This is a genomic window from Arenibacterium sp. CAU 1754, assembly GCF_054482635.1.
Genome location: NZ_JBTLRG010000005.1, coordinates 40,290 through 53,138 on the forward strand (window position 1 = coordinate 40,290; position 12,849 = coordinate 53,138).

11 protein-coding genes are annotated in these 12,849 nt (G+C 63.5%); all 11 read right to left on the bottom strand.

Annotated features, from left to right (window positions below):
- Positions 1-48 precede the first annotated feature (48 nt).
- The 11 genes from ACXYMO_RS16765 to xdhA all read right to left on the bottom strand — a co-directional run bounded on the left by ACXYMO_RS16765 (position 49) and on the right by xdhA (position 12,735).
- Positions 49-486 carry an EF-hand domain-containing protein gene (locus ACXYMO_RS16765; RefSeq protein ID WP_458879882.1) on the bottom strand — a complete coding sequence of 146 codons (438 nt, stop codon included), beginning with the start codon at positions 484-486 and terminating at the stop codon, positions 49-51.
- Between the two features lie 96 nt (positions 487-582).
- Positions 583-1,236 (bottom strand): DUF938 domain-containing protein, encoded by a 654-nt coding sequence (locus tag ACXYMO_RS16770; protein WP_458879883.1) that lies wholly within the window; start codon positions 1,234-1,236, stop codon positions 583-585.
- Positions 1,236-2,309 (bottom strand): NAD(P)/FAD-dependent oxidoreductase, encoded by a 1,074-nt coding sequence (locus tag ACXYMO_RS16775; protein WP_458879884.1) that lies wholly within the window; start codon positions 2,307-2,309, stop codon positions 1,236-1,238. The genes ACXYMO_RS16770 and ACXYMO_RS16775 overlap by 1 nt, the downstream gene beginning before the upstream one ends.
- Positions 2,306-3,241: an aldo/keto reductase gene (locus ACXYMO_RS16780; protein WP_458879885.1), complete on the bottom strand. Its 936-nt coding sequence runs from the start codon at positions 3,239-3,241 to the stop codon at positions 2,306-2,308. Before ACXYMO_RS16780 ends, ACXYMO_RS16775 begins: the two co-directional genes overlap by 4 nt.
- 139 nt (positions 3,242-3,380) lie before the next feature.
- The gene (locus tag ACXYMO_RS16785) at positions 3,381-4,457 is read right to left on the bottom strand and encodes a BMP family ABC transporter substrate-binding protein (RefSeq protein ID WP_458879886.1); all 1,077 of its coding nucleotides are present in this window, start codon (positions 4,455-4,457) and stop codon (positions 3,381-3,383) included.
- Between the two features lie 31 nt (positions 4,458-4,488).
- A complete protein-coding gene (locus tag ACXYMO_RS16790; RefSeq protein ID WP_458879887.1) occupies positions 4,489-5,409 on the bottom strand; it encodes an ABC transporter permease in 921 nt (306 codons plus the stop codon).
- A gap of 1 nt (position 5,410) precedes the next feature.
- Entirely contained in the window at positions 5,411-6,490 is a 1,080-nt protein-coding gene (locus ACXYMO_RS16795; protein ID WP_458879888.1) for an ABC transporter permease, read from the bottom strand.
- A 75-nt stretch (positions 6,491-6,565) separates the two neighbouring features.
- Positions 6,566-8,083, bottom strand: a complete 1,518-nt coding sequence (locus ACXYMO_RS16800) for an ABC transporter ATP-binding protein (RefSeq protein WP_458879889.1) — start codon at positions 8,081-8,083, stop codon at positions 6,566-6,568.
- A complete protein-coding gene (gene xdhC / locus ACXYMO_RS16805; RefSeq protein ID WP_458879890.1) occupies positions 8,080-9,015 on the bottom strand; it encodes a xanthine dehydrogenase accessory protein XdhC in 936 nt (311 codons plus the stop codon). Before xdhC ends, ACXYMO_RS16800 begins: the two co-directional genes overlap by 4 nt.
- Positions 9,005-11,350, bottom strand: a complete 2,346-nt coding sequence (gene xdhB, locus ACXYMO_RS16810; RefSeq protein ID WP_458879891.1) for a xanthine dehydrogenase molybdopterin binding subunit — start codon at positions 11,348-11,350, stop codon at positions 9,005-9,007. The genes xdhC and xdhB overlap by 11 nt, the downstream gene beginning before the upstream one ends.
- Positions 11,347-12,735 (bottom strand): xanthine dehydrogenase small subunit, encoded by a 1,389-nt coding sequence (xdhA, locus tag ACXYMO_RS16815; protein WP_458879892.1) that lies wholly within the window; start codon positions 12,733-12,735, stop codon positions 11,347-11,349. Before xdhA ends, xdhB begins: the two co-directional genes overlap by 4 nt.
- Positions 12,736-12,849: the final 114 nt, after the last annotated feature.

Here is a 12,849-nt window from a genome sequence, read left to right on the forward strand (position 1 = left end):
CCTAGCCGCACATGGATGGACGACGAGATCAGGCCGAAACAATGCGCCTTAGCCGCGCGGCCCGAAATCTTCGGTGCTGATCCTGCCGTCCTTGTTGCGGTCGAGCATGCCGAAAAAATCCGCCGATTTGCTGGCGAATTCGTCCTGCGTGACTGATCCGTCGTCATCAAGATCATTAAACGCGCGGTCCATCGCCGTATCCACGGTCTTCATTGGCCCCTTCAGGCCGCCGCCGTTGTTGGCCATGTCCGCGCGACGGGTTTCGTCGAAAAGATCGTATTCCGACGATGTCAGGGTGCCGTTTTCGTCCTGATCGAACATATAGAAGATATCGGACCGCTTTTCCGCGACCTCATCGGCGGAAACCTCACCATTCCCGTCGAGATCCCAGTTTTCGATGAAATGCGCGCCGGGCACGCCTTGGCCCTGGGCCAGCGCCGGGCTCGCGGCGATCATCAGGGCAGATACAAGGATAGAAAAGCGCATTGGAAAACTCCGTGTTACATATGGTTATTGGAATGTAACGCCGGAGCGATCCCTTTCCGTCACGCCATAATGACGCAGGCGCGACTGCCCGGGGGATCAGGGTTTGCGCGCGACCAGTGACAGGTTGTTGGCGGGCATTTCCACCACCAGGGCCATTTCAAGCCCTGCCTCCTGCATCATGTCCATCGTGTCGAAATCGTCCTTGTACCCGATCTCGGGGTCCTGCGCCCGGAGGCTGGTATCAAAAGATTTGTCGCTGTCACTGGTCAATTCACCGGCCCGCTGAAACGGGCCGTAAATCAGCAGCGTCCCGCCGGGCACCAGCGCATGGGCGGCCTCGGAGATCAGGGTTTGGGCCTCGGGGGTGCTGATCAGATGCAAGAGATTGACGATAACGATCAGGTCGGTGCGGGCATGATCCGCACCCCAGCCCGCTATACCGGCGTCCAGCGTTTCGGCCCGGGCGATGTTGCTCAGGCCCGACTCGGCCACGTAGGCATCGATGCTGTCATGGCGGGTCGGGTCGATATCGGTAGGGAGCCAATGCAGCCCCGGCAGGCATCTGGCAAAGGCGATGATGTGCTGGCCCGTGCCGCTTGCGATCTCGATGGCGCGCCCGGTTTTCGGCGCGACTTCTCTCAGAAGGTCGCACAGGGGGCCGGTATTGCGCTCGGCGGAGGGGGCGACCAGCTTGGCGCCATCTCCCGGATTGGCGATGCTTGCGGTTGGCGGAACGGGGCGTTTGGGCATCAGCGCAGTCTTTCGGGTTTCAGGGCCGCGACAGTCGCGGCATCCAGCGTACTGGGTACACCGTTAATCAGATCGGCCAGAAATTGCGAGGCCGCCGGCGCCGTTTGAAATCCGTATCCGCCCTGACCGGCGCACCAGATGAAATCGGGTTGGTCCGGATCGCGCCCCAGAACCAGCGCCCGGTCGGGGGCAAAGCTGCGCAGCCCGGCCCAGTTGGCCAGCAGACGGGTCACGGGTTCGGTCACCATCGCCTCATACCGGGCAAGACCCTCGGCCAGAACCATGTCATCGGCATAGGCGTCATGCGGGGTGGTCGGTTCCTGCTCGGCGGGGGACACCAGCAAGGCCCCCGCATCGGGTTTCGAATACCATGTTTCGCCCACGCCGATCATCATCGGCCAGCCGCTGACATCATGCCCGCCCGGCGCGGGCAGCCGCGCCATCGACCGGCGGTGCGGGATAATGCCCATTGGCGCAACACCGGCAAGGTTGGCGATCCCGTCGGCCCAAGCCCCTGCGGCGTTGACGATATTTTTCGCGGTGTAGGTTTCCCCGGCTTCGACACGCCACCCCGTATCACCCCGCTGAATGGATGTGGCCTTTGCGCCGGTCACGATCGTTCCGCCATTGGAGCGAATGGTGCGGGCGAAATCCTGCAACATTCGGTCTGTGTCGATGTCCCAGGCGGCGTGGTGCCAGGATGTCTGAGCAACCGCATCGGGGTTCAGGATCGGCACCATCGCGCGCGCCTCATCCACTGAAATCGGGTCCAGTTGCAGATCGGCTGTGTCATGGGCAAAGGCCTCGCCGTCATCCGGTCCCGCGATCAGCATCAAGCCCCGCGGCGCCAGGTAGCCGCCATTCGCAGTGTGAAAATAATCCGAACTTTCCTTGCTCAGCGAAACGGTCGAGGCCAGCCCATAGTTGGATTCATAGAGCGCCGCAGACCGACCCGAGGCGTGATAGCCAAGCGCAGTTTCCCCTTCCAGCAATGTGACAGAGCCCAGTTGCGACAGGCGCGCGCCTGCGCTCAGCCCGGCGATGCCGCCGCCAATGATCAGGAAATCGGTCATGTCTGTTCCTCGGTCCGGTCCGTGGCGGGGGGCGGTGCGGGGCTGAGCGCGGAAACCCTGTCATAAAGGTCGGGTGCCATGTCAAAGCCAAGAGCGGCAAGCGACGGCGCCAGTTGTCGGGCATTGCGCGCCGAGATGATCGGCATCGGGGCAGTGGGGTGCGCGGCAACCCAGGCAACGGCCAGCGTGGCCGGATCGGTGCCCAGATCGGCGGCCAGCCTGGCAAGGTCCGACGCGGCGGCGTGCATCCAGCCCTGTCCGTACCGCGCGCCATAGCGGTCATCATCCGTCAGGCGCCCGCCATCGCCTGCACCGTATTTGCCCGTCAGCAGACCGCCGCCCAGCGGCGAATACGGGGCCACTGCGATGCCCTGATCGGCGCACATCGGCAAAATCTCGACTTCGGCCTGACGTTTCACGAGGTTGTACATCGGTTGCAGGATGTCGATGCTCAGATCGAACCGGGCGGCGACCTGCACGGCTTTCATTACCTGCCACGCGGCAAAGTTCGACAGGCCGACATAGCGGATTTTCCCGGCCTGTTTCAGGGTCGCGAACCCCTCCATCGTGTCCGACAGGTCGGTGTCCGGATCAAACCGGTGCAGGTACAGGACATCGACCATGTCCATGTTCAACCGCTGACGTGAAATGTCGAACTGCGCCGCCATGTTCGCGGCACTTGCCCCGCCCACATAGCCCGCTTTTGTGGCAATCAGCAGCTTGTCACGCTCGCCCCCGACCATCCCACCCAGCAGGGTTTCCGAGGCGCCGTCGGTATAGACATACGCCGTGTCAAAATGCGTGATCCCTGCCGCGCGACAGGCATCATACATGGCCCGGCTGGCGGCGGCGTCAGCCTTGCCGCCAAATTGCATTGTGCCAAAGGCAAAGCGGCCAGCCGGCGTTCCATCGGGTGAGGTCAAATGATTCATGGGGCGGAGCATAGGAAAGGAAGTCGCGCCCGTCACGACGCGGAATCGCATTTGAGGTGACAAAGTTTTGCGACAAACTCCGTTCACGCAAAAAGGCCCCGCCGTGGCGGGGCCTTTCAGTCATTCAACTGGCAATGTCTTACTGCGGAATGTCGCCTTCGATGCCTTCGACATAGAAGTTCATGCCCGCCAGCGTGCCGTCATCGGCGGTTTCGCCTTCGGCCAGCCAATCGCTTCCGTCCTGCTTTTTCAGCGGACCGGTAAAGGGGTGGTATTCATCCGCTGCGATCTTGTCCTTCAGCGCCAGCGCCTCGGCCTTGACGTCGGCCGGAACCGCGTCCGAGATTTCGCCGATCCCGACCATGCCCGGCCCGATGCCGTCCCAGGTGTTGGTCGATGTCCATGTCCCGTCCATCACCGCCTTGGTGCGGGCGATGTAATAAGGGGCCCAGTTGTCGATGATCGAACTGACACGCGGCATCGGCGCGTATTCGGACATGTCCGAGGCCTGCCCGAACGTGATGACATTGCCCGCGGCCTGTGCGGCGGCCTGCGGCGCGGTCGAATCCGTGTGTTGCAGGATCACGTCGGCGCCCTGTTCGATCAGCGCCTTGGCGGCGTCCGCCTCTTTCGCCGGATCAAACCAGGTATAGGCCCAGATGATCTTGAACTGGACATCCGGGTTCACCTTCTTGGCGTGGATATAGGCCGAGTTGATGCCGCGGATCACTTCGGGGATCGGGTAGGAGCCGATATAGCCGATCACGTTCGATTTGGTCATGCGCCCGGCAATGGTGCCCTGCACGGCGCGCCCTTCGTAAAACCGGGCGGAATAGACCGACACGTTGTCAGCTTGCTTGTATCCGGTCGCATGTTCGAATTTCACATCCGGAAATTTCTTGGCCACGTTGATCGTGGGGTCCATGTATCCGAACGACGTGGTGAAAATCAGCTTGGCCCCCTGAAGCGCCATCTGCGTCATCACGCGTTCCGCATCGGGGCCTTCGGGCACGCTTTCGACAAAGACGGTTTCAACCTTGTCGCCGAATTCGGCTTCGACGGCCTGACGGCCCTTGTCGTGTTCATAGGTCCAGCCGCCATCGCCGACCGGTCCGACATAGACAAAGCCGACCTTGGTCTTGTCTTGGGCCAGTGCGCCACCGGCCGCCAGACCCAGCGCCAGCGCAGCACTGGCAAACAGAGTGGTAAATTTCATTCAGGTTCCCCCTGGTTGGTTGATTGGCCTCTTATTGAGAGGCGTGGAAAATGCGGCCCAGCGACGCCGGGGCGCTGCTTTTGTCCGCAGAAAGGATGACAAGCACGATGATCGTGATGATGTAGGGCGACATTGCCAGATACTCGACCGGGATGGCAACGCCTGCCGCCTGCAGATTTAGCTGCAAAACAGTGATGCCGCCGAAAAGATAGGCACCCAGCAGGACCCGCCAGGGTTTCCAGCTGGCAAAGACCACAAGCGCCAGCGCGATCCATCCCACACCTGCGGTCATGCCCTCGGTCCACTGAGGCACGCGCACCAGGCTGATATAGGCCCCGCCAAGCCCCGCACAGGCGCCGCCGAACATGATCGCGGCAATGCGGATGCGCACCACCTTGTAGCCCAGGGCATGCGCGGCATCGTGGTTTTCGCCCACCGCCCGCAGGATCAGCCCGGCGCGGGTATATTTCAACAGGGCCCATGTTCCAGCTACGATGCCTATGCCCAGGTAAAGGATCAGGTCATGGCCGAACAGGATGGGCCCCAGCACCGGAAGATCGCTCAGAACCGGCAGGTCCAGCCTTGGGGTCGGGGGCGGTTTCACCCCCACATACCCTTGCCCCATGCGCGCGCTCAGCCCCAGGCCGAACAGCGTCAGCGCCAGCCCAGATGCCACCTGATTGGCCAGCGCCACCTGCGTCAGCAGAATGAACAATACTGACAACAGGGCCCCGCCCGCCGCCGCGGCAGCAAACCCCAGCCAGGGAGAGCCGGTTTCGACAGTGACCGCAAAACCGCTGATCGCGCCGACGATCATCATGCCTTCAACACCCAAGTTCAGAACGCCGGCCTTTTCCGCCACCAATTCACCAATCGCGGCCAGCAGGATCGGCGTCGCCGCAACCATCAGCGAGGCGACCAGAAGGACGGGATTGATCGAACTCAGATCCATGTCACGCCACCTCGCGGGTTGTCAGGCGGATGCGATAGTTGGTCAGCAAATCCAGCGCCAGAAGAAAGAACAAAAGCATTCCCTGAAAAACCTGGATCGCCGCCGCGGGCAGCCCCAGATTTGATTGCGCGATGTCCCCGCCGATATAGGTCAGTGCCATCAGCCCCCCGGCCAGAAGGATGCCAATCGGGTTCAGGCGGCCCAGAAAGGCCACGATGATGGCCGTGAACCCATAGCCGACGTTGAAATCGATGCTCACTTGGCCCGCGGGTCCGGCCACCTCGAACAATCCGGCCAGCCCGGCCAGCATCCCCGAAGCACCAAGGCAGAACAGAACCAGCCGCGCCGGATTGACCCCGGCGAACCGTGCCGCGCGCGGTGCCTCGCCGGTGAGGCGAATGTGGAACCCCAGCATATGCCGGTTCAACAGAACATAGGCCGTGATCACCGCGATCAGCGCCGCCGCCACCCCCCAGTGCAACCCGGCATCCTGGTTGATCCAACTGGACGCGCTGGAATAGTCATTCAGGTTCCGGCTGCCCGGAAACCCATAGCCTTGCGGGTTCTTCATCAGGCCCAGCGACATCGAGGCGAGGAATTGCTCGGCCACATAAACGAGCATCAGCGACACCAGGATTTCATTGGTGCCGAACCTGACCTTCAATATCCCCGGGATCATCGCCCAGGCCCAGCCGCCAAAAGCGCCGCCCAGCACCATCAGCGGAAAGATATACCATGCCTCATGCGGATAAAACGCCAGCCCGATCCCGGCGCCGGTCAGGGCCCCGATAATGTATTGCCCCTCGGCTCCGATGTTCCAGATGCCAGCCTTGAACCCCAGCGACAGACCGATCGCGATCAACACCAGCGGCGCCCCCTTCACCAGAAGCTGCGGACGGTAATAGAACGCAAACTCGCCAAACAGCGGGTCATAGAAAATCGTCCGGATCGCCTCGACCGGGTTCTCGCCCTGCGCCGCAAAGAGCAATCCGCCGAAAAAAATCGTGGCCAGCACGGCAATCACCGGTGTGGCCAGCGACCAGGCACGCGATGGCTGGGGCCGTTTCTCCAATCGGATCATGCCTGTCCCCCTTCGATCTTCATCTTGCGGGATAAACTCCCGCCGGAGGCAAAAAATCCTGCGATGCGCAAACGTTCAGACATGCGCCACCTCCATGCCATGTGCCCCGCCCATCATCAGGCCAATTTCCTCGACGCTCAGATCGCTGGTGTCGCGCGGGGTTGATAAGCGGCCTTCGTTCAGCGCGGCAAAGCGATCCGAGATTTCCATCAACTCGTCCAGATCCTGGCTGATGCAGATCACCGCGGCCCCACCCGCCGCCAGGTCCAGCAATGCCTGCCGGATTGCCGCCGCTGCCGACGCGTCGACCCCCCAGGTGGGCTGGTTCACCACCAGAACCTCGGGGCGTTGCAGCACCTCGCGGCCGATGACGAATTTCTGCAGGTTGCCCCCCGACAGGGAGCGCGCCGCATTTTCGGTCCCCGGAGTGCGCACATCGAAGGCGGAAATGATCCGCTCGGCAAAGGATTGCGCCGCGCCCCACTTCAGAAACCCGCGGCTCTCCAGGTTCTCACGCACCGATCCGCTCAGAAGGGCGTTTTCCGTCAGGGTCATATCCGGCGCGGCGGCATGGCCCAGACGCTCTTCGGGCGCCGTCAAAAGGCCCCGTTTTCGCCGCTCCGTGGGGGGGAGCCGTCCCACGGGTTCGCCCATCAGGCGGATCGCATCTGCCGCCGTGGGGATTTCCCCCGACAAAACGGCCAGCAATTCGTCCTGCCCGTTGCCCGCGACCCCGCCGATCCCCAGGATCTCGCCTCGCCGCACCGTCAGGTGCAGGTTCCGGAGCGCCGTGCCAAAGGCCGTCGGCGACGGCACCGAAAGCCCGGTGATATCCAGCGCCACGTCACCTGGGGCATGCCCGTCCCGCTTGGGCGGGGTCAGGGCGCTGCCCACCATCAGTTCTGCCATTTCGGCGGCCGTGGTCTCGGACGGAACGCATTCCCCGACAACCTTGCCCAACCGCAGCACCGTCGCGTGATCGCACAGGGCGCGGATTTCTTCCAGCTTGTGGCTGATATACAGGATCGATGTGCCCTCGGCGCTCAGCTTGCGCAGGGTGGTGAACAGGATCTCTACCTCCTGAGGGGTCAGAACGCTGGTCGGTTCATCCATGATCAGCAGCTTGGGGTCCTGCAGCAAGCAACGAATGATCTCGACGCGCTGCCGTTCGCCGGCGGACAGGTCTCCCACCGTGCGCGCAGGGTCCAGCGGCAGGCCGTAGGTTTCGCTGACCTCGCGGATACGCCGCGCCAGGTCGCGCATCGGCGGCGGGCTTTCCATGCCCAGCGCGATGTTTTCCGAGACGTTCAGTGCATCGAACAGCGAAAAATGCTGAAATACCATCGCGATCCCATCGGCCCGCGCCGCGCGCGGTTCGGGCGGGGCAAATGGGCGGCCTTTCAGGGTCATGGCGCCGCTATCCGGTTTCACCAGCCCATAGATCATCTTGACCAGGGTCGATTTTCCGGCGCCGTTTTCCCCCAAAAGCGCGTGCACCTGCCCGACATGGATATCAAAGGACACATCGTCATTCGCAACCACACCAGGATAGGCCTTGGTCAGACCCTTCAGGCTCAACAGAATGTCGCTCATGCGCGTTTGTCCTTCCGGCTTTGCCCGCTCGCCATGCCGCGCAGCATATGCGCAGCGACGCCAACCGCAATGGCATGGGGATGTTTTCCAAGGGACGGATCGCCGATTGGGCAGGTGATGCGCGCGATCTGATCGCGGCAATGCCCCAACTGACCCAGCCGGCTACGGAACCGCGCCCATTTGGTCGCGGATCCGATCAGCCCGGCAAACCCGAACCCATGCCCCAGCAACTGGTGGCACAGTTCCAGGTCCAGCGCATGCGAATAGGTCAGGATCAGGTGGTCGCCCTGCACCGGGGCATGACGGACTAGCTCTGCCGGCGCCGCCGCGGGAAGTCGCGTGACGCCGTCGGGAACCGCGTCGGGAAACCGGTCCGGCGCGGTATCGACCCAGGTTATGTCAAACTCTGGCAACGGGGAGAGAACCTGCACGATTGCGCGCCCCACATGGCCTGCCCCCCAGACCCAGAGCGGGCGATCGCGCTGCTGCACCGGTTCGACCATCCACCCGTGGCAAAGCTGTGGCTGAGGGGCGATCCCCTGACCGCGCGCCGTGCCCAGCAGGCGCTTGACTTCCATCGGCATAGCACAGTGCGCCGCCGCGGGACGTGCGATGACCTCGCCCGCCAGCCCATTCACGCGGGCGGCGTAGTACACTTCGCTCAAAAGCGTGACCGCCCCGCCACAGCATTGGCCCAGCTCCGGGCCCAGCGCATGATGGCTCAACCGGTCGGCCTCCAGCCGCCGCGCCCGTTCTGCGGCTTCATACTCCAGCGTACCGCCCCCGATGGTGCCCGACTGGCCGGTTTCCCAGACCAGCATCGCGGCCCCAACCTCGCGCGGCGAGGACCCGCGCAGATCCGCGATCACCACGCGCACCACGCGGTCGTGTTGCGCCACTGCGGCGCGTAACTCTTCGACATCAAACCCCATCGCGCACCCGCCTGATCGCACGCCACAACTCCTCCGGCGTGGCTGGCGCGTTCAGCGCCGGATAGGCGTCGCCACAGGCCGCAACCGCATGGCTCAGCGCAAGAAAGGCGGAGATGCCCAGCATCAGGGGCGGCTCGCCCACCGCCTTGGACCGATAGATCGTTTCCTCGCGGTTCTGCGCCGCCCAAAGGGCGACGTTGAACACATCCGGGCGATCCGAACAGGCCGGGATCTTGTAGGTCGATGGCGCATGCGTGCGCAGAGCGCCGGTGTCATCCCAGACCAGTTCCTCGGTGGTCAGCCATCCGGCCCCCTGAACGAATCCGCCCTCGACCTGCCCGATATCGAGCGCCGGATTCAGTGAAGCCCCCGCATCATGCAGGATATCGGTGCGCAGAATGCGGTTTTCCCCGGTCAGCACATCCAGCGCCACCTCGGTCACCGCGGCCCCATAGGCGAAATAGAAAAACGGCCGGCCCTGGCCCTTGATCCGGTCCCAGGCCAGCTTTGGTGTCTTGTAGAACCCGGTCGCCGAAAGGCTCACCCGCTCGACATAGGCAATCTGCGCGGCTTCGGCGAACTCATACGCGGCATCCGCCACATGAACCCGGCCATCTGCAAACCGAACCGTGCCCGGATCACACAGATGGCGCCCGGCAAGGCACTCCGCCATCCGCGTACGGATGGTATCACACGCCGCCTTGACGGCCATCCCATTCAGATCGCTGCCGGATGAGGCCGCAGTGGCCGATGTGTTGGGGACCTTGCTGGTGTCCGTGGCGGTGATCCGAATGCGCTCGACCGGAAGCCCGAAACGCTCGGCGGCCACCTGCGCCACTTTCTGGAACAGCCCTTGCCCCATCTCCGTGCCGCCGTGATTCAGATGAACCGAACCATCCTGATAGACATGCACCAACGCGCCGGCCTGGTTGAGGTGGGTCAAGGTGAACGAGATCCCGAATTTCACCGGGGAAAAGGCGATCCCCTTTTTCACATGCGCATTGTTGGCGTTCCACTCCGCCACCGCCGCGCGCCGCGCTGCATAATCGCTGCTCTGCAACAGCTGCGCGGTCATCCCGTGCAGTTCGAAATCCGTCACCGCCTGCCCATAGGGCGTCGTATTGCCCTTCATCTTGCCCGACAAACTCTCGGGGGGGGCCGCAGGCCGGGGGGCAGACGGCCCCCCTCCATCCGGTGCCGCATAGTAATTGCATTGCCGCACCGCGACCGGGTCCAGCCCCAGATGATGCGCGACATGGTCCATCACGCGCTCGATCCCGACCATGCCCTGCGGACCGCCAAACCCGCGAAAGGCGGTGGCGCTCTGGGTGTTGGTCTTCAACCGATGGCTTTCGATCCGCGCGGCCGGAAGACAATAGGCATTATCCGCGTGCAGCATCGCCCGGTCCGCCACCGGCAGCGACAGGTCCTGTGCCCAGCCGCAGCGCGCGTACTGCACGAATTCCACGCCCGCGATGCGGCCCGTGCCGTCAAACCCGGCACGATAGGTGATGCGGAAATCATGGCGTTTGCCGGTGATGATCATGTCATCGTCCCGGTCATAGCGCATCTTGCAGGGCCGTCCGGTGGCCCGCGCCGCCACCGCACAGGCCACCGCGAGCGCATTCCCCTGGCTTTCCTTTCCGCCGAACCCACCCCCCATGCGGCGCGTTTCCACGCGCACGCCGTGCATGGCGGTGCCCAGCGCCTCGGCCACCTTGTGCTGGACCTCGGTCGGATGCTGGGTGCTCGAATGTACAACGACATCGCCATTGTCCTGCGGCAGGGCCAGCGTGGCTTGACCTTCGAGATAGAAATGTTCCTGCCCGCCGATGTTGATCTGCCCTTCGACCACATGCGGCGCCTTGGCAATGGCTGCACCGGCGTCGCCCTTGGCATAGACGCGCGGTCCCTCCTCGAACCGGCTATCTGCGGCCAGCGCGTCCTCAATGCTCAGGATCGGCGTTTCATCGGCCACCTCGATCTGGCCCAGCCGTGCGGCGCACCGCGCGGCAATGTGACTTGTGGCGACGACCAGAAACAGCGGCTGGCCGATGTAATGCACTTGCCCGTCCGCCAGCAACGGTTCGTCATGGGCCGAGGGCGAGACATCGTTGGCAAACGGCAGGTCATCGGCCGTCAGCACGGCAATGACGCCGGGCGCGGCGCGGACCAAGCCAAGATCCATGTCGGTCACGGCGCCGCGCGCCACGGTGCTCAGCCCAAAGGCAAGGTGCAGGCAGTTGGCCGGCGTCGGGATATCGTCCACGTAACGCGCCGCGCCCGTCACATGCAGGTGGGCGGCATCATGGGGCAGGGGGGCGGCGACACTCATGGCGCGGCCTCCAGAACCGAAACCGCCTGACCTGTGTCCTCGGCGAAATAGCGGGCCAACATGCTGCGCGCCGTCTCTAGGCGATAGGCGGACGAGGCGCGCATGTCGCTGAGCGGTTGGAAGTCCCGCTCAAACATTGCTTGCGCGGTGGCAATGGTCTGCGCGTTCCAGTCCTGTCCGATAAGCGCGTTTTCTACCGCGCTGGCGCGCTTGGGGATGCCGGCCATGCCGCCAAAGGCGATCCGGGCTGCGCTGATCCGGTCGTCGCTGACCGTGATGCTGAAACATCCGCACAGGGCCGAGATATCCTGATCGAACCGCTTGGATAGCTTGTAACACCGCAACCTGTCGGTCTGTCGGGCGAAACTGACCGCCTCGACAAATTCCCCCGGTGCGCGGTCCTGTTTTCCGTACTCCAGAAAGAAATCTTCCAAGGGCAGGCTGCGCCGCGTCTGTCCCTTGCGCAGGTGCAGCGTGGCCCCCAGCGCGATCAACGCTGGCGGGTTGTCTCCAATGGGAGATCCGTTGGCAATGTTGCCGCCGATGGTGGCCGCGCCGCGCACTTGGGCCGACCCATACCGCCGGATCAGCTCCCCATAAGACGGGTGCAGCGTTTGAACCGTCCCGCGCACCTGGTTCATATCCGCCATCGCACCGATGCGCACGGTTTCCGTATCAATCTCGATGGTCCTGAGATCGTCGCACCGGTTGAGAAAGATCACGTCACCGGGGGCGCGCAGCGATTTGGTGACCCACAGGCCGACGTCCGTTGCCCCGGCCACCAGCGTTGCATCGGGATGTCGCGCATAAAGGTCGGCAAGCTCATCTGCATTTTCAGGTGAATATGGCGCGCCAGTCTGCGCCGAAGGCGCGGACCCGCGCACCGTGGTGCTTGGTGCCTTGTCCTGAACCCAAAGGGGGACGGGTGCATCCACCGCCGCTTGTGCCGCACGGATGATGGGGGCGTATCCGGTACAGCGGCACAGGTTCCCGGCCAGCTGGTCGTCGAAATCCCGCGCGCCGTTGCGATGGGCGGTGACCATGGAAACGACGAATCCCGGTGTGCAGAACCCGCATTGCGATCCGTGATGATCGATCATCGCCTGCTGAACGGGGTGCAGGGTGCCATCCGGGGCGGACATGCCTTCGACCGTGCGCACGGCCTTGCCCTGCAGTTGCGGCAGGAAGAGGATGCAGGCATTCAGCGCCTTTGCGCCGCTCTCATCGGTGACCATGACGGTGCAGGCCCCGCAATCGCCTTCGTTGCAGCCTTCCTTGGTCCCGGTCAGCCCGCGGTCAAGGCGCAGCCAGTCCAGCAGGGTCGTCGTGGGCGACACCCCGTGCAGGTCCACAGTCTCTCCGTTCAGAAGAAACGTGATGTTCATGTATGAAACCCGTCGCCTTACCGGATGTTGCGGCTATACGCGCGCCCCCTCGATGCGACGTAGAAGGGGCAGCAGCCGGTGATCTGTGAAACAGGTTAGGTAAACGGGGCACGA